Below are 20607 nucleotides of genomic sequence, written 5' to 3'. Positions count from 1 at the left end.
CTTGTGACTGAACGCATCGTAATTAAGAACCTGGCAACCATTCCTGAGGGCAACGTAACCGTGGCCGGATGGGTCGATAAGGTCCGTGACCAGAAGAAGGTGCAGTTCGTTGTGCTCCGCGACGAGAGCGGCGCAGCACAGCTGGTCCACCCTCGCGCTGAAGAGTCTGACCCCATTGCAGACATCATCTCTGGCCTGGCAACTGGATCATTCATTCGTGTGACCGGTGAGCTCAAGCTTGACGAGCGCGTAAAGCTTGGCGGTCTCGAAATCAAGATCGCAGACATCGAAGTCGTCACCGCAGCGAACCCTGAGACACCTATTGCCGCAGACAGCAGCATTGACAAGCGTCTCGACTGGCGCTTCCTGGATCTGCGTGAAGCTCGCAACAACCTCATCTTCCGCGCACAGACCACCCTTGAGCACGCCATGCGTTCTTACTGGATTGAGCGCGACTACATCGAGCTGCACACCCCCAAGCTCATGGCTAGCGCCAGCGAGTCCAACGCTGAGCTCTTCGAAGTCGAATACTTCGAAGGCAAGGCATACCTTGCGCAGTCTCCTCAGTTCTTCAAGCAGATGGCACAGTCCGCTGGCTTCGGCAAGATCTTCGAGATCGGCCCCGTCTTCCGCGCAGACCCTTCTTTCACTTCTCGCCACGCAACTGAGTTCATTTCTGTTGACGCTGAGATCAGCTGGATCGACAGCCACGAAGACGTGATGAAAATGCAGGAAGAGCTTCTCGTTGCGGCCATCAGCGCGGTGAAAGAAAAGCACGGTGAAGAAATCAAGGAACTCTTCGACGTGGACGTCGTTGTTCCCACCATTCCTTTCCCCCGCATCCCTCTGGCTGAAGCCAAGAAGATTGTCGCTGAGCGCGGTTACGAAGTTCCTCGCAACGATGACGACATGGACCCTGAGGGTGAGCGCCAGATTGCTGCCTACGTGGCTGAGAAGTATGGCCACGAGTTCGTCTTCTTGACCGACTACGCCACCAGCATTCGTCCGTTCTATCACATGCGTAATGCTGAAGATCAGACCATCACCAACAGCTACGACCTGATCTGGCGCGGAACCGAAATCACCACAGGTGCTCAGCGTGAACACCGCATCGACATCCTCGAAGCACAGGCACGCGAGAAGGGTCTCGACCCTAAGGAGCTTGAGTTCTACCTCGACTTCTTCCGTTACGGCGTTCCACCCCACGGTGGATTCGGCATGGGTCTCTCCCGCGTGATGATGCTCATGTTGCACCAGCCCAACCTGCGTGAGGTGACTTACCTCTTCCGTGGACCCAACCGCCTGACTCCCTAGTCAGAACAGTTTCAACAACAAATGCCTCCGAATTTCGGAGGCATTTGTGTGTTAAGTAGATGAACTTTAGATTGAGCCCAGTTCTTTGAGCTTGGCGTGTAGTTCGCTGTCGGCAGGCTCCACCTGGAATGCGCCATCTGGAAATGAGATCACAGGAATGTTCTTGCGGCCTGCAATTCCCTCGGCAATAGCGGCAGCTTCGGGCACTGCCTCGAGGTCAACGTAGTCGTAGTCGACACCAAGAGTGTCGAGAAGCTTCTTCGAGCGGCGGCAGTCGCCACACCACTCGGCGCCATACATCGTGATCTTGTCCTGTGGATTACTCATACCTTTAGCCTAATCCTCGCTACGATTACATGTTGGGATAAATTTCCCACACAGGTTTCGGTTTTACCGGTTCCACTTCTGAAAGGTTTACAACTATGGGCGACATGTCCTTCCTCACAATGTTCATCTGGGCATTTGTATTCATTGCTTACCTGATGGTTCTCTTCTCGATCATCGGCGACCTCTTCCGCGACCACAAGATGTCCGGCTGGGCTAAGGCTGCATGGATCTTCTTCCTCATCATCGGTTTCTGGATCACTGCTTTGATCTACCTCATCGTTCGCGGTGGCGGTATGGCTCAGCGCCAGCAGGCTGCAATGCAGGAAGCACAGGCTCAGGCTGACGCTTACATCAAGCAGGTTGCAGGCAACTCTCACGCAGATGAGATTGCTAAGGCACAGGCACTCAAGGACTCCGGCGCACTGACCGCTGCAGAGTTCACTGCACTGAAGAAGAAGATTCTTTCTTCTAACTAGTCATAAACACGACGAAGGCCCCGGTTAATCCCGGGGCCTTCGTCGTTAACACATGGTTATTAGAACTCGTAGTCCACAGCAGTGCGTTCGGCTGCATACTTCTTAATCACCTTGGCAGCTTCTTCGTGGGCAGGGTGGGAAGCATAAGCAGCAAGGCCGTCTGCATCATCGAAAGTGGAGTCGAGTACAACGTCGTAGTTTGCACCCACGAACAAAGCGTTAGGTCGAACGGTCAGTGTGCGAAGCGAAGGAACAACGCCATTAAGTCCCTCAAGAGCTACGCGCATTTCCTCTGCCTGAGCAAGCTTCTCCTCAGGAGCCTCACTGGCTAACTTCCACATCACGATGTGACGAATACTCATGCGAGCTCCTTCAAAGCTGTTGTCAGGCGCTCAGGGCCGATACGCCAGTAGTTGTGAACCTTGCCATTGATCAACAGCACAGGGATTTGATCCCAATAGGAATCAAAGAGGTCTTTATCGTCTTCGATGCTGAGTTTCTCCACGGTGATGGGGAGCTCAGGGAGGGTTCCCACCACGGAGGCAACTACTGCTTCTGCATCATCACAAAGATGGCAGCCAGGCTTGCCAATCAGGGTGAGGGTTATCTCGGACACCCTTCCAGACTATGACACTGGTCACTGCCCAGAGACAGCAAAAAGCGCCAGAGCTGATGCTCTGACGCCTTTGTGCTGAAGAAGTAGAGACCTACTTCTTGTTACGACGCTGGTGGCGAGTCTTACGAAGCAACTTACGGTGCTTCTTCTTCGCCATACGCTTGCGGCGCTTCTTGATGACTGAACCCACACGAACCTCACAAAAATTGGGCTAGATCGCGATGATTGCGATCAGTGACTGGCAAATAATGCCTCGTGGAAGTCTAGCGGATTACTTACCGCTGGATTTACGAAGGCGGGAAACTGCATTCCGAACAGCATCTTTAGTGCTGTTCTGCAGGTCTCCAAAAGCTTGGGTGACCTGGAACACGGTCGTTGCTGCAGCACTTCCCACCGAGGTGGCAGCGGCAGAAACAACATCATCGGCTGCGAAGAGTCGCTCCTGACCGGCGTCGTCAAGATCGCCGGGAAAGTTCACGCTGAGGAAAGGAATAGCCCAGTCTTCAAGTTCTTCGAGAGGTGTGGGGTCCAGATGGTAGAGGCGGTGCTGGCCATCTTCACGAACACCAACCAGTCCTGCCTCGCGCAAAACCTTGAGCTGCTTGGAAACGGTGGGTTGGCTCAGGCCCGTGCGAGCTACGAGTTCGGACACACTCATCTCACCGGAGTCCTTCACCAGGTTCTCGAGAAGAATCTGCAGCATCTCGCGGCGGGTGGAGTCTGCGACTACGTCAAAAATGTCAGCCATGGAATAAGGTTACCGCCCTATATGCACCGCGTAGCATGAGTACGTCCGATATCAAGATTACGCAGGGGGACTCATGGCTACCGAACGCCCTATAGCCTTCTCTTCACGCTTGCGTGAATGGGTAGAGGTTTTCGCGTCTCGCTCGCCTTCTCGTTTTGCGCTTCTCGTCTTTGCGACCTTAATTGCGGTTTTCACATTCTTACTCTCGCAACCATTCGCGTCTGCTTCAGGTGAAGTCACAAATTTTGCTGACGCGCTTTTCTCTGCCGTTTCTACGATCTGTGTTGCAGGCCTGAGCACTGTGGACATGGCAACGTATTGGTCACCTCTAGGCAATGCAATCGTCTTCACTGGTACTCAGGTGGGTGCTCTTGGCGTACTAACTCTCGCCTCAATTCTTGGTGCAATTATTTCTGGTCGTCTTGGACTCCGCGCACGATTGATGGCGGCAAGTGATACCAACCCTCTTCGCCTTCACAGCGGGCCCGTATCCGAAGGGCAAGCTATTCGTCTCGGCGAAGTGGGCGGACTGCTTGCAACAGTTGCGCTGAGTCTTGTGATTATCGAATCAGTTCTTGCTGCATTGATGATGCCAAGCGTGCTTGCTGCAGGTTACCCACTGGGTGAAGGTATTTGGTTTAGCTTCTATTACTCTGCAATGTCATTCACCAACACGGGGTTCACGCCGAACGTGGGTGGGCTTGAAATGTTTGCAGGTGACTACTGGTTCCTCACACTCATCATGGTTGGAGTCTTGCTCGGAAGCGTCGGTTTCCCCGTCATCTATGCATTGAGCCGCAATCTCAAGAACCCTAGAAAGTGGTCGCTGCACGTCAAGATCACACTGGTGACCTGGGCCATTTTGTGGATAGGCGGGGTCATCGCTTATCTCTTGCTTGAACCTGAAAACAGCCTCGTCTTCGGCGGAATGGGTCCCGGTGAATTGACGTATCAGGCAGCATTCCTCTCCACCATGGCACGCTCGGGGGGATTCAACCTTGTCGATATTGGTCAGCTGGACTCCTCCACCTTGCTGATGACAGACATGTTGATGTTTATCGGCGGTGGTTCGGCATCTACAGCTGGAGGTATCAAAGTAACCACTTTTGCGGTGCTGATTTTGGCCGCTTTGTCTGAAGCACGTGGCCGAAACGCTATTGAAGCCTTCGGTAGAACAATCCCTCAGGACGTTCTTCGACTTGCCGTGAGTGTGGGGCTGTGGGGTGCGACAACAGTTGCTATTGGTGCGCTCATCGTAAGTGAATTCACGGATGCCGCATTTGAATACGTTCTCTTTGATGTCATCTCCGCATTTGCCACGGTGGGAATGTCCACCGGTGTCACTGCAACTCTCCCGGATGAAGGACTCTATGTGATGTCCATCGTGATGTTCATGGGCAGAGTCGGTACCGTGACCATGGCTGCTGCCCTAGCAGCGTCCCAAGTGGGACAATTCTTTAGACGCCCCGAAGAAAGGCCCATCGTTGGTTGATCGCAAGAAAAAAGACAATGCTGTGCTCGTTATCGGGCTTGGCCGTTTTGGTGCTGCCACTGCGGGTGAGCTTGATCGGCTAGACCGCGAAGTTTTAGCAGTTGACTCTGACATGGAGCTTGTTCAGAAGTGGTCAGAACGAGTAACTCACACGGTGCAAGCAGATGTCACCAAGATCGAGGCACTGCAACAGATCGGTGCTCAAGAGTTTTCTATAGCTGTTGTGGCGGTTGGTTCATCCATTGAAGCCAGCGTCCTCATCACAGCCAATCTTGTTGACTTAGGTATTCCCGAGATTTGGGCCAAGGCAATCAGCAGATCACACGGTCAGATTCTCGAACGCATCGGTGCTACCCATGTGATTTATCCCGAAGCTGAGGCCGGCGAGCGCGTCGCTCACCTGTTGAGTGGTCAGATGTTGGACTTCATCGAAGTCGATGAAGACTTCGCCATCGTGCGGATGCTTCCACCCAAGGTTCTCATTGGCAAAACGTTGAGTGGCGCTGGTATTCGGAATGAATACAAGATCACCACAGTTGGAGTGAAGAAGCCTGGTGCTTCCTTCACCTACGCAACAGCAGAAACCCTCATCGAAGCCGGGGATCAGATCTTGGTCTCAGGTCACCCCGATGACGTGGAAAAGTTCGCAGCTCTTCCGAAGTAGGACTACTCGCCTCGGGCCATTTCTTCAGAGCGGGCAATGGCTGCCTGCGTTCCCTTGAGCAGGATGTCCTTGATGTCTGCTTCATCGAATACAGCGATAGCTCGCTCAGTGCTGCCCTTGGGGCTGGTCACCTGGCGGCGCAGTTCTGCAGGTTCTTCACCTGACTGAGCCAGCAGTTCAACAGCGCCGCGGAAGGTGCCCTGCACCATTTTCTCTGCCTGCTCAGCTGTAAAGCCGTGCTCCACAGCAACCTTGGTCAACTGCTCGATGAAGTAGAAGACATAGGCAGGTCCAGAGCCTGAGATAGATCCCAAAGCATCAATCTTGTTTTCGGGAAGAACGATGACTTCACCTACGGTGCTGAACATCGAGCACACCAGATCGAGCTGGGCTGTTGTGGAGCGAGTTCCCGCAGCGATGCCGGTCACACCCAGTCCAATCTTGGAGGGGGTGTTGGGCATGGTGCGGATGACAGAAACGTGGTCGGGAAGGTGAGCTTCCATCGTTGCGGTGGTGACACCAGCAGCAACGCTGACCACGATGGCGCCCTCCGCGAGCGCGGGAGAAATCTCGTCGAGTAGATCGGGAACCATCGCGGGCTTCACCGCAATAAGAACAATCTGTGCCCCAGCAACAGCTTTACTGTTTGCTTCCGGATCATTCGCTGTTGCCCAGGCCAGAACCCGTGGTTCGTTGTCGAAGCTGGCAGCGTTCTCGGCGCTGCGGTTCGTCACACGAACAGCACCGTCCACACTGACGTGGGGAGCTAAGAGGCCCGCCAAAATGGCGCGGGCCATCGAGCCTGCACCCAGCATGGCGATGGTCGGAAGGGTTACCTGTGTTTTGTCACTCACCTGCTCATTCTAGGATTGGGACACAAGCCTTTGAGGGAGATACGTCGATGAGCCATTCTGGTGGAACCAAAGCAATCGTTGCTGCACTGCTGGCAAACCTCGGTATCGCTGCTACGAAGTTCATTGCGTGGGCATTCTCTGGAGCCACCTCACTGCTGGCCGAAGGTGTTCACTCCCTTGCAGACTCCGGTAACCAGCTCCTGCTGTTGCTCGGTGGCCGCAAGGCCAAGAAGCGTGCCGATGGCAAGCACCCCTTCGGTTATGGCCGTGAGCGTTTCGTCTATGCCTTCGTTGTGTCCATCATTTTGTTCAGCGTTGGTGGTGTCTTCTCGCTCTATGAAGGTATTCACAAGCTTCAGCACCCTGAGCCCATTGAGATGTGGTGGCTACCCATGCTCGTGCTGAGCATTTCGATTGTTCTCGAGGGCTTCTCTCTGCGCACTGCAATCAAGGAATCTAACCCCCTACGTGGCAATGCTTCCTGGTTCCAGTTCATTCGTCACGCGAAGGCTCCTGAGCTTCCTGTGGTTCTTCTTGAAGACACCGCTGCTCTGTTGGGCCTTGTGTTGGCGTTCTTTGGCGTGGGCCTGACAGTCATCACGGGCGACAGCATCTTCGATGCCATCGGCACGATTGCGATTGGTGTGCTGCTGGTTATTGTGGCCATCATCTTGGGACTGGAAACCAAGGGTCTGCTCGTGGGCGAAGGCGCCAGCGTGGAAGATGTCCAGGCTATTGAAAAGGCCATCATCTCCGGTGGCGAGACAGACGGCATCATTCACATGAAGACCCTCTACCTCGGCCCTGATGAGTTCATGGTGGGTGCCAAGCTGGCATTCCCCGCTGAGTTGCGTTTCTCCGAAGTAGCGAAATCAATCGACAGCATTGAGACCCGCGTGCGCGAAGCAGTGCCTGCTGCCCGCGTGATCTATATCGAACCTGATGTGGCCCGTGTAGATCCAGCTGAATCACTGGCAACTGATGCCATCGTGATTAAGGGAACCGACTAACCGAGTTTCTCTCGGAAGAATTCGGTCAACAACTGACCGCATTCTTCAGCCAGTACTCCGGAGATGACCTCAACCTGGTGGTTGAGTCTGCGATCCCGCAGTAGATCGAAGACGGAGCCTGCGGCTCCGGCCTTTTCATCCCATGCGCCATAAACAACGGTGGGGATGCGCGCTGCCAGGATTGCTCCCGCACACATCACGCAGGGTTCCAGGGTGACAACCAGCGTGCAATCACTCAGGCGCCAGTTGCCCAACTTCTCAGCTGCTGCACGAATGGCCATCACTTCGGCGTGACCGAGAGGATCTTCGTCGCGCTCCTTGGTGTTGCGTCCGGTGGCAATGACTTCACCTGAGGCATCAAGAATGACCGCTCCAACCGGCACATCATCAGAGTGTGCGCAGGCCCGCGCTTCGACAAGGGCAAGCTCCATCTGAGCCTTGCGTTCTTGAGAAGTGGGAATTGCCATGCTTCGAGCCTATATCCGCTTATTTGACAGGCTTTAGCGCTCTCCGGTTAACTTGTCCTATGACAACTGGCGCTCACACCTTCTCTGGTGCTCACGGCATGATGCCCGTGATGAGCTGTGCCTGCCGTCGAATGTGTTGCAGCAACTAACTTCCGCTGCTTTCCCCCTCATTCGACACACAACACATCGTCCGTGTTAACCCGGCCTGATGTTTATGGCACCACAAAGGATTCCAATGTCAACACCCAACGAACGCCCTATCCCGAAGGGCTTCGCGCTCTATGTAGGCCTCGACGAGGCGACTGCTGCTGAGCGCGGCCTGGACCTGGGCAAGGTTGTTGAAGCTCTCAAGAAGCTCACCAATGAACTTGTTCCGGGAACCGAGACATACGCAGCTGTTGCTCTGGCACCTGCCAGTTCTCGTGGTCGCCAGGTTGATCTTGTGCGCCTGGCATTGCAGGAGCCTTCGGCTGTGGCGAAATACAAGCCAGAAGATGACTTCGAGCCTTCTGATGGTGACGGTGGTGTCGTGGTGGACATCTCACGCAAGCGCGTGCTGATTGACTACACCGCAGCACCGCTGACCTTCAAAGAGTTTGAACTTTTGCAGTTCCTCGTCGTCCACAAGGGCGAAACCATCAGCCGTGAAGAAATCATCAAGGCACTCTGGCGTGAAGATGAACTCGACATTCCTAACGAGCGCACCATCGACGTCCACGTTCGTCGACTGCGCTCCAAGCTTGGTCGCTTCGAAGACATCGTCCGCACCGTGCGCGGTGTGGGCTACCGCTACGACACCCACGCTGACGTCACCGTCATGCATGCAGGTAGGCCCAGCCCCGACCTGTTCTAAAGTTCTCAGGAAACTCGTAGGAAAAACTCTTCCCTCCCGTTACCGTTCCGTTATAAAGTGACATTACGAGCGTTGCTTGCTGTGGCTCACTCGTGAATGTGATTGCAAAACTCTTGGTGTAATACAAGGGCCAATCGGAACCCCCTTCCGATTGGCCCTTTCCCATTCCCTAGGCTGTACTCATGACCAGCTCACTCGTATGGCTCCGCGATGATCTTCGCGTTGCGGATAACCCTGCCCTTGTGGCAGCGGTCGATCGTGGTGAGCCCGTCGTAGTGGTCTTCATATTAGATGAAGTCTCCCCCGGCATTCGCCCCCTGGGCGGAGCAACGAAGTGGTGGCTGCACCACAGCCTCACTGCACTCCAGGACAAACTTCACAGATTGGGTGGTGAGCTCATTCTGCGTCAGGGAGCAGCGCCCGACATCATCCGCAACCTCATTCGCGAAACTGGTGCTTCCGCCCTTTACTGGAACCGCCGCTATGGCAAGCCCGAGCGCGACATGGATGCCAGCATCAAGGAATACGCGAAGGCCTCAGATGTGGAAGCCACCAGCTTCCAAGCCAATCTGCTCTTTGAACCGTGGACCGTGCGCACAGGAAGCGATACCCCTTACACGGTGTTTACTCCGTTCTGGAAGTCGTGCCTGAACCGTCCCACCCCACCACGCTTGCCGGCGCCCACACCTCAGTCGATTACCTCTCCGAACACATTGCCCGAGAGCGACGACCTCGACAGCTGGGGCCTCCTCCCCACTAACCCGGATTGGGCATTGGCCTTCCCCGTTCGCTGGACTGTTGGCGAGAACGGCGCGCATGCTGCCCTCGAGCGCTTCTTTGCCACACGCATTGACCGCTATGCCAAGGGTCGTGACTTCCCAGCCGAATACTCAACCAGTGAACTCTCACCCCACCTGCGTTGGGGCGAGATCAGCCCCTTCCAGATTTGGCATGCCACTGATGAGTTCCGTCGGAAGAAGGGTAACTCAGCTGAGATCTCTACAAACGCGGCCAAGTTCTTAGCCGAACTAGGCTGGCGTGAATTCAGTTACAACCTGCTTTACCACTGGCCAGATTTGGCAACCGTCAACTTTGATGCCCGCTTCAACCACTTCCCCTGGGGCAAGCCTGACTCAGAGACTCTGGAAGCATGGCAACAAGGTCGCACCGGAATCCCGATGGTGGACGCCGGTATGCGAGAGCTCTGGCAGACGGGTTACATGCACAACCGTGTGCGCATGATTGCAGCATCGTTCTTAATCAAGAACCTGCTCATTGACTGGCGCGTGGGCGAGGCATGGTTCTGGGACACGCTCGTAGATGCTGACCCTGCCAGCAACGCTGCCTCCTGGCAGTGGGTTGCCGGCAGTGGTGCAGATGCTGCACCTTACTTCCGCGTATTCAACCCTGTGCTTCAAGCAGACAAGTTTGATCCCAAGCGCGAGTATCTTCACCGTTACCTAGGTGAGTATGAGCACCCCATGCTCAGCGGCTATCCCGAGCCCATCGTTGACCTCTTGGAATCTCGCAACCGGGCGTTGGAAGCATTCAAGACGTTGGCTGATGTTCCTCGCAGCATCGCACCGCCCACGGTTGACTTGTAGCGAACAACGAGAAAGCCCCGCTCATGGATGAGCGGGGCTTTCTTCTTGTACTAAGAACTACTGAACGATTGCGATGCCCGTCTTACTCGAAGCATCGCTCACGCCACCGGCGTCAGTGACGTTCGTGAAACCTGATGCCTTCATAATCTCGACAGCCTGTGCTGAACGGTTTCCCGAACGGCAGTAGACAACGTATTCACCATCGGTGGGAAGCTGGCTGAGGATGGTGCCAAAGTTGGGGTCCTGAACGTCAATGTTGACGGCACCGTCCAGGTGGCCTTCGCTGTATTCAGCGGGAGTGCGCACGTCGATCACGATGGTGTCAGCACCAACGGTGATGGGTTCTGCTGCTGGAGCACATGCGGCAAGGGCAAAAGTTGCTGCAAACGCAAGGGCGATGATGGCAAAGATTTTCTTCATGAGAAAAGAATAGCAGATACCCCCAGGGGTATAAGCGTTATGCCTCTTTGGTGATCTCCACCTTAACGAAAACTCCCGATGCACTGGCACCTGCATAGACACCGCGCAGCGGAGAAACATCCTTGTAGTCACGTCCGCGTGCGATCAGCACATGGCGCTCACCGATGTTGAGCATATTGGTGGGGTCATAACCGAACCAGTCACCGCAGAACCATTCCACCCAGGCGTGAGATTCACCCACGATGGTTTCACCGATAGCTGCGTCGGGCTTGGACTGCAGATAGCCCGAGACATAGCGAGCAGGAATGCCGACCGCGCGCAAGGCGCCGAGAGTCACGTGAGCGATGTCTTGACAGACACCCTTCTTGTTCTCCCAGGCATGTGTTGCCGTGGTCTGAACCCCGGTCACGCCCTTGGTGTATTCAATGTGGTCATGAATCGCAGCAGCGATGGCTTGTGCCGCTTCACCTGGGTTGGTGTGCTGGGCAACAATTCCCTGGGCAAGCTCAACCAAACCTTCAGGAGGAGTGGTGAGTCGAGTCTGCTCAGTGAATTCCACAAACTTGGTGGTGCTCGTGCGTGCTGCTTCGAGTTCGTTCCAGCTCATGTCAGGAACCTCGCGCAGCGCAGGGCGCACCTCAACCACGCTGGTGGCTGTTACCGACAGTTCAGTGTGAGGAGTCAATACCTCGAAGGTGCTGACCTGTGTGCCCCAATAGTCCACATACCCATGCTGCGCAGCTGCAGGATGAATCTGCAGATTGGCGGAAAGCACAAACTGCTCATTGCTGTTGAAGGGCAACATGCGAGCTTCGTTATAGGACGCTGTCGCAGGAAGCTCATACGAGAAACCTGTGCGGTGAACTATGCGGAGACGACTCATGAGTTTTCTCCAATCCAGACGGGCACCGCGCTGGTGGGGAAATACTTCAAGCGAATCTGGTCACTGGCTGCGCTGGTGACAGCCTGGACTTCTTCCATATGCCCGGGCAGGTCATCCATCAGCTCAATGATCGGGCGGAACGAAAGTTCCGCACGAATACCGCCAAGCAAACGCTGTGCCTGATCCACCACACCGGCGCGACCCTCACGAGGATCAATCTCACGCAAGCACTCTTCAGCTTTGGTGACCGAGTAAAGAATCGAGCGAGGGAAGAGTCGGTCGGTGAGCAAGAACTCCGCCGCATTACGGGTCGAAGGAACGCCACGGTAAGTGCGCAAGTAAGCCTCATAAGCGCCACAGCTGCGCAGAATCGTGGTCCAGGAAGGGCCGCTGGCGTCTGTGAGCGACCTGGTCGCCAACAGACGTGCGGTCATATCTGCACGCTCGAGGGCGCGACCGAGTGTGAAGAACTGCCAGGCCTCATCGTGACTCGTTGCCGAGTCCACGATGCCGATGGCCAGCGCTGCGCGCTCGCGCACCCAGCGGAAGTAGTCGTGGGTCTTCTCTGCCGCAACCTTCTTCGGAATACGTGCGTTGGTGCTGTTGAGGCACTCCCACAATTCTGTGGAGACGATCTCGCGAGCGCGACGAGCGTTCTCGCGAGCAGACGCAATGGCGAAAGCAATGGAACCAGGGTGCTGACGGTCCACGGCTAAGTCGTTGATGACGTCTTCACGGGTGACCAACTTGCCTGGAGGCAGATCAGTGCCCATCACAGAGAGCAGTGAGCGGCATGCAGTGTCTTCGTCGATCCAGGGGTCTTCGAGGAGCAGCTGCAGGTGAACGTCCAAAATACGAGCTGTTCCATCGGAACGCTCGACGTAACGACCAATCCAGAAGAGTGACTCGGCGATGCGGCTCAGCATGAGCTCACCTCTCCCTCGTTCGACTGTTGTTGCTGTTCCTGTTGCTGATGGCGCTTGGTGGCGTCATGATCTTGAGGCAGGACAGAAGGCAAAGAAGCGCGTGACTCGTGTGAGCCAGAAGCAGAGGTTTCGACTTCATCGGACTCGAGGGTGGCCTGGTCAGCAACGAGATCAGAAACGCTCACGTGTTCGCGCTTGACTCCCTTACCGGGGCGATCTTCAATTGGACCGACAACCCAGGTGTCCTTCGAGCCACCACCTTGGCTAGAGTTCACCACGAGCTCGCCCTCAGGCAAAGCAACGCGGGTGAGGCCACCGGGAAGAACATAGACATCTTCGCCATTGTTCACGGCGAAAGGACGAAGGTCTGCGTGGCGAGGACGGATACCGTCTTCCACCAGAGTGGGGATGGTGGAGAACTGAACAACGGGCTGAGCAATCCAGCCGCGAGGATCTGCGATCAGACGCGTGCGGAGAGCTTCCAGCTCATCCGCTGACGCGTCTGGGCCCACAACCAAGCCCTTACCTCCAGAACCATCTACTGGCTTGACCACAAGTTCGTCCAGGCGGTCGAGGACTTCTTCCAAAGCCTCAGGCTCTTCCAAACGCCAGGTGTCAACGTTGGGGAGGATGGGCTCTTCGCCGAGGTAGTACTTCGTGAGTTCAGGTACGTAGGTATAGACGAGCTTGTCATCGGCAACACCATTACCCACCGCGTTCGCAATGGTGACGTGTCCCAAACGTGCAGCCAGCAGCATGCCAGGTGAACCAAGAATCGAGTCAGGACGGAACTGAAGTGGATCAATGTATTCGTCATCCACGCGGCGATAAATGACGTCAACGCGACGAGGACCTGCCGTGGTGCGCATCCACACGCGACCGTTCGAGCAGAACAGGTCGCGGCCTTCCACCAACTCCACACCCATCAAGCGGGCAAGTAGCGTGTGCTCGAAGTAAGCAGAGTTATACACACCAGGAGTGAGCACCACGATGGTGGGTTCATCCACACCATCGGGAGCTGAGGCCTGGAGTGCCTGGAGAAGTTTGTAGGGGTAGTCACCGACGGGACGAACGCTCATCTCCACGAACAGCTCGGGAAGAGTCTGTGCCATCACGCGGCGGTTAGAGATGACGTAGCTCACACCAGAAGGAACGCGCACGTTATCTTCCAGCACGCGCCAAGCACCCTGTTGGTCACGAATGAGGTCAATACCTGCCACATGGATGCGCACACCGTTGGCGGACTGAATACCTGCAGCCTGACGGTGATAGTGACTTGAGGTGCTGATCAACTTGGCGGGAATGACACCATCGCGCACGGCATTCTGTGGTCCATAGACATCAGCTAAGAACATCTCGAGAACCTTGACGCGCTGCTGCACGCCAGCTTCAACGTTGTTCCAATCATCTGTTTCAATAACGCGAGGAACGGCATCGAGGGGGAAAGGGCGTTCTTCACCCGCGAAGTCGAAGGTTACTCCCTGGGCAAGATAAGAACTAGCGAGAGCTTCGGTACGACCACGAAGCTCGTCCTGGGTCATCTGAGCCAGTGCGTTATAGAGATCTTTATAAGGAGCACGGGGGTTACCGGGCTTGTCTGTCTTAGGGAACATCTCGTCCCACGCAGCGGCACCCTTACGTACCCGCGGTGTTTCGCGGGTGTTGCCATAGCCGTCAAAGAGGGTTGCCATATGTCTATCCTGCCCGTCTTTGGTTACAAGCAGATTACCGCGGAGAACTTTTCTCTAGGAAGTGATCTTGTGAGAAACGTTGCTGAAAGAACTGGGCATAACCTTATGCACATGAAACTTTCGGATATGGCTCAAGGACAGTGGCTTAATCAGCCGGCCGCTATCGAAGTGAGCGAATCGGGATTTTTTGTCACAGCCAATGAGAACAGTGACTTCTGGCGAACAACCTCCTACGGTTTCATCCACGAAACTGGGCATGCCCTTCTCAACGATTTCCCTCAAAACAGCTCGCTTGAAGTGAGCTGGTTACTCAGCTACGACCAACAGTTTGATCAAGCAGGACTCATGGTTTGGTCTGATGAAGAGAATTGGATCAAAGCAGGAGTTGAGTATGCCGATGGTGTTCCACAACTTGGTGCGGTTGTGACGGCAGGACTTTCAGACTGGTCAGTTGCGCCAGTCCCTGAGTGGAGAAATAAAGAGGTGCACCTTCGCATCAGCAGATCTGGAGATGCGCTCACCATCAGATCGAGATGCGACGGAGAATGGCAGCTAGTGAGGTTGGTTCCGCTCGATCCGAATAAGTTCTGGCGTGCAGGCATTCATCTCGCGAGTCCGACCAGAGCAGGGTTAACAATTCACTTCACTTCACTTTCACGAGGCGAGCCGGACTCCACACTGCACTAAATCAAAAATGATTCTCAGCCTTTGCACTTCTGGGAGCAATACTTCACGTTCTCCCAATCCCTGGCCCACTTCTTACGCCACTCGAAGGGCAAACCACAGCGTTCACACACTTTGGGCGGGAAGCCGTTCTTGGTTTGGGCAACACGTGGCATGTGCTCACGATAGCTGAGAGCTTCCTGCTGAAGTACTGAATGTTGTTATTTCAGACCTTCCGGGCGATATATCGTTAACTCATCACTTTCCCGCGTGGGGTAGCTAGAAGGAGTAATCATGAAGAATTCAGCAGCAGACTGGTCCATCGCTTCTGCGCTTCAAACCATCGAAGACTTGGGTGGTCAGTTCAAGCGCAATGTCGACATGCGCATGCGCAAGGGCGACGTTCGTTCTGCTGTTCTTCGCCTGCTCAACGAATCCCCCATGCACGGTTACCAGATCATTCACGAGATCGAAGAACGCAGTGGCGGTGCGTGGAAGCCCAGCCCCGGTTCGGTCTATCCCACTCTCCAGATGCTCGTGGACGAAGGCCTCCTGGAATCCAAAGAGACAAAGGGTCGCCGCACTTACTCCCTCACCACTGCTGGTGTTGAGGTTGCCGCTGCAGAAACAGACAAGCCAGCTCCCTGGGACACCGGCTTCGAGCGCCCCACCGGCCCTCGTGGAACTCTCGCTCTGTCTGGTGTGAAGATCGCCAAGGCAGCAGCCGAGGTCGCTCGAGTGGGTTCTCCCGAACAGATGGAGAAGGCAGCAAAGATCATTGATGACGCTGCGAAGAAACTTTCCGCCATTGTGTCGCACAATTAAAGGGTGGGAAACCCCGAGGCAGGTATAGCCAGCGAGCCATTGAGTGCTCGCGCTGCTCGAGCGCGCTATCGCCGAATCCTTCGATTCGCTGCCCTTCACCTCGCATCGCTGTGGTGGTTTGAACTCGTTCTGCCCCGCTTTGGCCTGAACTCCATTGCGAACAAGACGAGGACAAAGCGCCTTCAGCGCATCGCACGCAGCTTCCAAAAGCTGGCATTGGATCTCAGTGGTCTGCTGATCAAGCTGGGACAATTCATGTCCACACGCTTGGATATCCTTCCCGCGGAAATTACCAAAGAACTTGAAGGCCTCCAGGACGAGGTTCCTGCCGTGGACTTCATCACTATCCGGGCCATGGCAGAACGCGAGCTGGGACTCCCTCTCGAGCAGGTCTTTGCATCCGTTGATTCCACACCTTTGGCTGCAGCCTCACTCGGACAAGTTCACCGTGCTGTGCTCTCCTCCCAAGAAGCAGAAGAGTTGGGCTTTGAGAACGTTGTGCTCAAGATTCAACGACCCGGTATCGACGGCATCGTCGAGGTTGACCTCAGCGCACTGCGCAGAGTTGCGGGCTGGCTCAGCCGGATACGCCTGATCAATCGCCGTGCTGATGCTCCGGCCCTGATGGACGAATTCGCCGCCACGTGCCTCGAAGAAATTGACTACCTCAATGAGGCAGCGAATGCCGAGCGCTTTGCAGAGAACTTCGCCGAGAACCCCCGCGTCCGTGTTCCCGGCATTGCCTGGGAGCGTTCCACCCGCCGCGTTCTGGTGCAGGAGGATGTCACCGACATCAAGATCACAGACCTGGATGCTTTGAAAGCAGCAGGAATTGATCCTGCCGACGTAGCTGACGAGTTCGCTGCAGTCATGTTTGACCAGGTGTTTATTCACGGTTTCTTCCATGCTGACCCTCACCCCGGCAACATCTTTATTCAGCCGCTTCCGGAACCTGATGAGTTTGGCCAAACCTGGCGGATGACCTTTATTGACTTCGGCATGATGGGCGAAGTTCCCTCAAGCTTGGGCAAAGCCCTCCGCACCACCGTGATTGCGGCCGCATCACGCGATGGTGCTGGAATGGTCGATGGCATGCGTGAAATCGGCGTCTTGATGCCCAGCGCTGACACCGTTGAACTTGAGCGTGCGCTAACCAAAGTCTTTGACCGCTTTGGTGGCATCAGCTTTGTGGAGCTGCAAACAATTGATCCACGGGAATTCAAAGCATTCGTCAACGAGTTCTCAGAGATTGTCCGAGCACTGCCTTTCCAGTTCCCAGAGAACTTCCTTCTGGTCATCAGAGCAATCTCATTGACTTCTGGTGTGTGTAGCTCGGTGAACCCGCAATTCAATATCTGGAACGCTATTGAGCCCTACTCGGCCAAGCTCATCAAGGCTGAGGGCGGCAATGTCATCGAGGCGTTCCTCAGAGACGGCCTCACCTCACTGAGCCTCCTTGCCCGTCTGCCCAAGCGAGTGGACTCGTTGATAACTCGAGCAGAACTCGGTCAGCTCACCCTGCGCAACCCAGAACTGGAAAAGCGCACCACTTTCCTCGCTCGAGCAGTCCGCAGAGTGATCTCTGCCGTTCTCTTTGGAGTGTTCTTCATCAGCGGTCTCCTCATGTTTGAGACAGATAAAGACCTCGGCACCGTGCTGCTCGTGATCTCCGGGGTTCCTCTGCTTCACGCACTCTTTGCAGACTTTATTGCCCGCAGGGGTCCGCTGCCCTAAACAGATATATCTGCTTACTTTCCTAGCTTGAGGGCAACTCGTGCAGGCAGCATTCTGATGAGCTTCGATGCAATACGCATACCCGGCTTTGCCACAATCACGAATGGCTTACGCGCATCGATTGCGGCAAGGGCTGCCTTGATTGGTACGGACACTTCCATGGGCTTGCCCGGAGGGGTTGTTCCAGCAACGCTAAAGAATTCTGTGGCAATAGGTCCTGGGCACACTGCGGTGACTCGGACATTCGTTCCAATCGTCTCTCCCCAGAGAGCCTCTGTGAAGGAAAGAACATAGGCCTTCGTTGCCGAATACAACGCATGGTTTGCTCGTGCCTGGAATGCTGCCAGTGACGCCATGTTGATGATGACTCCGCGATCGCGCTTGAGCATTCCGGGAAGCAAACCAGTGGTCAACTCTGTGACCGTCACCACGTTCACGTTGAGTTCGTTCACCACAGCATCTGGGTCCTGCTCGGCAACAGAACCGTTCGTGCCAAAGCCTGCATTGTTAATAAGGACATCTATTTCAGTGCCTTGGGCAAGGAGCTCCTCTGCGAGTGAGCGTCCAGCTCCGGTTGCAGACAGGTCGCGGTCAAGGCAGGTAACAGTTACTCCGAATGCGCTTCGAAGTTCTGTAGCTAGCTCTTCCAGGCGATCAAGCCTGCGGGCAACAAGCACCAGGTTACTTCCCTGAGCGGCAAGTTCTCGGGCGTATTCAGCACCCATTCCTGAGCTTGCACCAGTAATTAACGCGGTTAGTCCCTTGTAATCAAACATTCGCCAAGGGTAACAGTAGAAACTTTCACACGTTGATGAATCTGAAGATGAGAAAGTGTCTAGCCCGAAGCAATTTATTGGATCATGCAGGAAAGAGAAGGCTGCTTGCTAATCCCAATCGAATTGAACGCCGGGTTCAAGAATGGGACATTGGGGGATGACTTCGTCCGGATATGTTTCCGTAATATCTGTCACCAGATTGGACATTGTCTGGGTGTCCACAACGCCGCCCAATCCTTCATCGTTGAGAGGTGATTGGAGAACGCTGAGCCCAAATAACATCCCTGCGAGAGTGAAGTAACTGAGAACAGTTGATAAGACGGCGAATCGCCTCTTATCTGCAAGCAGCAAGCTCAGCAATATGGCCATGATGAAGATCAAAATATAAATCACAGCCCACACAATAACTGGAAGCGTTTGTGTGGAATAGGACAACATCTTGTGACGTGAAACGCCAAGATTGAGGCTGTCTCCGAGAAGTCGAGAGTAGGTAGCCATGCGCGGACCAGTATCCGTTGGGAGGTCATTGAGATCGTAGTTGAGTTGCGTCAACCAGAGATTTGCCTGTGTAGCTCCTACGGCGTCACTGCTTTCTAGCTGGTTACTTGCACTGACATCGCCCCCCACTTCAACATGCCCTGCATGATCTTGGTGTTGGGAATTAACATCTTCGCTATAGACAACTTCAACAACACAGATGATGTCGTTACGGATGCTCGACTGATACTCATCGGGGTAAACTTCAGCACCGTGATAAGCAGAGATAGCTGAAGAGTTGAAATCATTAACGCTTGCTTGAGTATTTTGAAAAGTCGTGACCGAAATACTGAGAAGTAACGCAAGCAAAATGGCTACGGCACTGGAAACAAACCCAAAAGAGTCCGTAAGTCGTGGCAAAGTGTCAGCAAATTTGTTCTTGCTCCCTGAGCCCGCCGACATCAGGCGGTGGATTGCGAAGCCGAGCGCAAGACCAGCCGCTACAACTGCGAACAGGATCAGCTGATTCGTTAAAACGTTTTCCACGTTTCTCATTATGGCCGAAGTAACTATGGAAGTTGGCGTTCGGATCGAACCTACTTCGCATCACACTGCTGATTTTCACCTAACGTCTGGGGAATTACTGCCCTAAATCAAACTCTTCTGCAGCTCTGCGATCAAATTCGTTTCGAACCAGATGGTAATTGTTCCATGCATCGTTTTCGTTGCCTCCCAACGCAAACACCGAAGCTCGCAACTGGTCGAGGTCAGGATCATTAAGTTCAACAGCCTGGGCATAAGCATCCAGCTCAGCCACGCGAACACGTAGTTGTTCGAGGTCGCAGTCGAAGAAATTGGGAAGCATAAACACCTACCTACTGGGGATTGACCACCCAAGTGAAGAAGCAAGAAATGTGTGCGCCCGGAGGGATTCGAACCCCCAACCTTCTGATCCGTAGTCAGATGCTCTATCCGTTGAGCTACGGGCGCAGTGTTGAAAACAACTTTGAAAGCATAGCAGGACGCTAGGGTGCCCTAAAAATCGAGTGGGAAAGAGCTTTCTAGGCGGAGAGGTTCACCAGTGAGCTGTGATCGTCTTCCTGCATGTCATCTGCTTCAGCGTTAACAGCAAGAGAACCGAAGTTCACCTGGCCGCCCACAACACTCAACCACGCAGTGTCTGCAGCATCGCGACCCGTCGCGATGCGCATCAGAGTCTGGCGTGGTGCACGGCCCGTGGAGTCAAAGACGTGCCACGAACCATCAATGAAGGCTTCGGTGACGGCGTGGAAATCAGCCGGGGTCACACCCGGTGCATAAGTGGACACAAGACGTGCAGGAACATCTAGCGCGCGAAGCAGTGCGATGTTGAGGTGAGCAAAGTCACGGCAGACACCATGGCGGGAGATAAGTGTGTGGAGTGCTCCATCAGAGGAACGGCTGGTGCCAGGGATATAACTCAACTGCTGGTTCACCCAGTCACGAACGTTGTTAACAAGTTCCAGACCAGCAAGGCCACCAAACTCAGCTCTGGCAACATTGCCCAACTGGTCAGATTCGCAGTAGCGACTTTGACGTGAGTAGACGATCAGATCTGACTCTTCCACAGCAGGTGGTGGAGTCACCGCAGTGATGGTGGCGTCATAGGCAACAGTGACACGTCCACCGGTTACCTCAGCGATGTGAAGACGGCTGCCATTAGCTTCGACCAATTCACGAACAGGAACATCAACCTCGTCTTGGCGCACAACCAAGGTTTCTTCCGCGTTAGCTTTGTCTGCCACTGC

General features: G+C 54.7%; 26 protein-coding genes and 1 tRNA gene. 10 read left to right on the top strand and 17 right to left on the bottom strand.

Annotated elements, in window-relative coordinates:
* Positions 1–3: 3 nt before the first annotated feature.
* Positions 4–1314 carry an aspartate--tRNA(Asn) ligase gene (aspS, locus tag Q0362_RS05870; protein WP_298121140.1) on the top strand — a complete coding sequence of 437 codons (1311 nt, stop codon included), beginning with the start codon at positions 4–6 and terminating at the stop codon, positions 1312–1314.
* A 66-nt stretch (positions 1315–1380) separates the two neighbouring features.
* Here the strand turns inward: aspS and Q0362_RS05865 are convergent, their stop codons facing one another.
* Positions 1381–1641, bottom strand: a complete 261-nt coding sequence (locus tag Q0362_RS05865; RefSeq protein ID WP_298121137.1) for a glutaredoxin domain-containing protein — start codon at positions 1639–1641, stop codon at positions 1381–1383.
* A 95-nt stretch (positions 1642–1736) separates the two neighbouring features.
* On the opposite strand from Q0362_RS05865, the gene Q0362_RS05860 reads away from it, so the two are divergent.
* Positions 1737–2117, top strand: coding sequence for an SHOCT domain-containing protein (locus Q0362_RS05860; RefSeq protein WP_298121132.1), 381 nt, complete (start codon positions 1737–1739; stop codon positions 2115–2117).
* A 59-nt stretch (positions 2118–2176) separates the two neighbouring features.
* Here the strand turns inward: Q0362_RS05860 and Q0362_RS05855 are convergent, their stop codons facing one another.
* The 4 genes from Q0362_RS05855 to Q0362_RS05840 form a co-directional block, all read right to left on the bottom strand.
* Entirely contained in the window at positions 2177–2479 is a 303-nt protein-coding gene (locus Q0362_RS05855; protein ID WP_298121129.1) for a Dabb family protein, read from the bottom strand.
* Complete coding sequence (locus Q0362_RS05850) at positions 2476–2733, bottom strand: glutaredoxin family protein (RefSeq protein ID WP_298121127.1); 258 nt, start codon at positions 2731–2733, stop codon at positions 2476–2478. Before Q0362_RS05850 ends, Q0362_RS05855 begins: the two co-directional genes overlap by 4 nt.
* 91 nt (positions 2734–2824) lie before the next feature.
* Complete coding sequence (locus Q0362_RS05845) at positions 2825–2923, bottom strand: 30S ribosomal protein bS22 (protein WP_003792170.1); 99 nt, start codon at positions 2921–2923, stop codon at positions 2825–2827.
* An 81-nt stretch (positions 2924–3004) separates the two neighbouring features.
* Positions 3005–3481 (bottom strand): helix-turn-helix transcriptional regulator, encoded by a 477-nt coding sequence (locus Q0362_RS05840; protein ID WP_298121123.1) that lies wholly within the window; start codon positions 3479–3481, stop codon positions 3005–3007.
* Between the two features lie 73 nt (positions 3482–3554).
* Between Q0362_RS05840 and Q0362_RS05835 the strand changes: the two genes are divergently transcribed.
* Positions 3555–4973: a TrkH family potassium uptake protein gene (locus Q0362_RS05835; RefSeq protein WP_298121120.1), complete on the top strand. Its 1419-nt coding sequence runs from the start codon at positions 3555–3557 to the stop codon at positions 4971–4973.
* Entirely contained in the window at positions 4966–5637 is a 672-nt protein-coding gene (locus Q0362_RS05830; RefSeq protein WP_298121117.1) for a TrkA family potassium uptake protein, read from the top strand. The genes Q0362_RS05835 and Q0362_RS05830 overlap by 8 nt, the downstream gene beginning before the upstream one ends.
* A 2-nt stretch (positions 5638–5639) precedes the next feature.
* On the opposite strand, the gene proC is transcribed toward Q0362_RS05830, so the two are convergent.
* Positions 5640–6452, bottom strand: coding sequence for a pyrroline-5-carboxylate reductase (gene proC / locus Q0362_RS05825; RefSeq protein WP_298121165.1), 813 nt, complete (start codon positions 6450–6452; stop codon positions 5640–5642).
* An 86-nt stretch (positions 6453–6538) separates the two neighbouring features.
* Here proC and Q0362_RS05820 point away from each other — a divergent pair, with 86 nt between their 5' ends.
* Positions 6539–7501 carry a cation diffusion facilitator family transporter gene (locus Q0362_RS05820; protein WP_298121114.1) on the top strand — a complete coding sequence of 321 codons (963 nt, stop codon included), beginning with the start codon at positions 6539–6541 and terminating at the stop codon, positions 7499–7501.
* Here Q0362_RS05820 and tadA read toward each other — a convergent pair.
* Positions 7498–7968: a tRNA adenosine(34) deaminase TadA gene (gene tadA / locus Q0362_RS05815; protein WP_298121111.1), complete on the bottom strand. Its 471-nt coding sequence runs from the start codon at positions 7966–7968 to the stop codon at positions 7498–7500. The two genes, Q0362_RS05820 and tadA, sit on opposite strands and share 4 nt — an antisense overlap.
* Before the next feature lie 235 nt (positions 7969–8203).
* Between tadA and Q0362_RS05810 the strand changes: the two genes are divergently transcribed.
* Both Q0362_RS05810 and Q0362_RS05805 read left to right on the top strand, forming a co-directional pair.
* On the top strand, positions 8204–8821 hold the full coding sequence (locus Q0362_RS05810) for a winged helix-turn-helix domain-containing protein (RefSeq protein ID WP_298121107.1): 618 nt from the start codon (positions 8204–8206) through the stop codon (positions 8819–8821).
* Between the two features lie 182 nt (positions 8822–9003).
* Positions 9004–10425 carry a deoxyribodipyrimidine photo-lyase gene (locus tag Q0362_RS05805; protein ID WP_298121104.1) on the top strand — a complete coding sequence of 474 codons (1422 nt, stop codon included), beginning with the start codon at positions 9004–9006 and terminating at the stop codon, positions 10423–10425.
* A gap of 57 nt (positions 10426–10482) precedes the next feature.
* Here Q0362_RS05805 and Q0362_RS05800 read toward each other — a convergent pair whose 3' ends face one another.
* Genes Q0362_RS05800 through Q0362_RS05785 form a run of 4 tightly spaced genes read right to left on the bottom strand, consistent with a single transcriptional unit; the run spans position 10483 to position 14345 of the window.
* Entirely contained in the window at positions 10483–10845 is a 363-nt protein-coding gene (locus tag Q0362_RS05800; RefSeq protein WP_298121101.1) for a rhodanese-like domain-containing protein, read from the bottom strand.
* Between the two features lie 37 nt (positions 10846–10882).
* Positions 10883–11728: a transglutaminase family protein gene (locus Q0362_RS05795; RefSeq protein WP_298121099.1), complete on the bottom strand. Its 846-nt coding sequence runs from the start codon at positions 11726–11728 to the stop codon at positions 10883–10885.
* Complete coding sequence (locus Q0362_RS05790; RefSeq protein ID WP_298121095.1) at positions 11725–12654, bottom strand: alpha-E domain-containing protein; 930 nt, start codon at positions 12652–12654, stop codon at positions 11725–11727. Before Q0362_RS05790 ends, Q0362_RS05795 begins: the two co-directional genes overlap by 4 nt.
* On the bottom strand, positions 12648–14345 hold the full coding sequence (locus Q0362_RS05785; protein WP_298121092.1) for a circularly permuted type 2 ATP-grasp protein: 1698 nt from the start codon (positions 14343–14345) through the stop codon (positions 12648–12650). The genes Q0362_RS05790 and Q0362_RS05785 overlap by 7 nt, the downstream gene beginning before the upstream one ends.
* Between Q0362_RS05785 and Q0362_RS05780 the strand changes: the two genes are divergently transcribed.
* Entirely contained in the window at positions 14346–15032 is a 687-nt protein-coding gene (locus Q0362_RS05780) for a DUF1349 domain-containing protein (protein WP_298121089.1), read from the top strand.
* Between the two features lie 14 nt (positions 15033–15046).
* Here Q0362_RS05780 and Q0362_RS09705 read toward each other — a convergent pair whose 3' ends face one another.
* Positions 15047–15184 carry a DUF2256 domain-containing protein gene (locus Q0362_RS09705; protein ID WP_366099780.1) on the bottom strand — a complete coding sequence of 46 codons (138 nt, stop codon included), beginning with the start codon at positions 15182–15184 and terminating at the stop codon, positions 15047–15049.
* Between the two features lie 118 nt (positions 15185–15302).
* On the opposite strand from Q0362_RS09705, the gene Q0362_RS05775 reads away from it, so the two are divergent.
* Both Q0362_RS05775 and Q0362_RS05770 read left to right on the top strand, forming a co-directional pair.
* Positions 15303–15833 (top strand): PadR family transcriptional regulator, encoded by a 531-nt coding sequence (locus Q0362_RS05775; protein ID WP_298121086.1) that lies wholly within the window; start codon positions 15303–15305, stop codon positions 15831–15833.
* 3 nt (positions 15834–15836) lie between these two features.
* Complete coding sequence (locus Q0362_RS05770) at positions 15837–17567, top strand: AarF/ABC1/UbiB kinase family protein (RefSeq protein ID WP_298121083.1); 1731 nt, start codon at positions 15837–15839, stop codon at positions 17565–17567.
* A gap of 14 nt (positions 17568–17581) precedes the next feature.
* Here the strand turns inward: Q0362_RS05770 and Q0362_RS05765 are convergent, their stop codons facing one another.
* The 5 genes from Q0362_RS05765 to Q0362_RS05745 all read right to left on the bottom strand — a co-directional run.
* On the bottom strand, positions 17582–18343 hold the full coding sequence (locus tag Q0362_RS05765; protein WP_298121080.1) for an SDR family oxidoreductase: 762 nt from the start codon (positions 18341–18343) through the stop codon (positions 17582–17584).
* A 108-nt stretch (positions 18344–18451) separates the two neighbouring features.
* Positions 18452–19366, bottom strand: coding sequence for a hypothetical protein (locus tag Q0362_RS05760; protein ID WP_298121077.1), 915 nt, complete (start codon positions 19364–19366; stop codon positions 18452–18454).
* A 94-nt stretch (positions 19367–19460) separates the two neighbouring features.
* Positions 19461–19685: a hypothetical protein gene (locus Q0362_RS05755; protein WP_298121075.1), complete on the bottom strand. Its 225-nt coding sequence runs from the start codon at positions 19683–19685 to the stop codon at positions 19461–19463.
* 52 nt (positions 19686–19737) lie between these two features.
* Positions 19738–19810, bottom strand: a tRNA-Arg gene (locus Q0362_RS05750).
* A gap of 71 nt (positions 19811–19881) precedes the next feature.
* Positions 19882–20607: transglutaminase family protein (locus Q0362_RS05745; protein WP_298121071.1), on the bottom strand; the 726-nt coding region annotated here is incomplete at its 5' end.

It is taken from the genome of uncultured Aurantimicrobium sp. (assembly GCF_936931525.1).
Classification (GTDB): domain Bacteria; phylum Actinomycetota; class Actinomycetes; order Actinomycetales; family Microbacteriaceae; genus Aurantimicrobium.
Note: the sequence above shows the minus strand (reverse complement) of the source record. Positions and strands in the feature narration are given on the sequence as shown.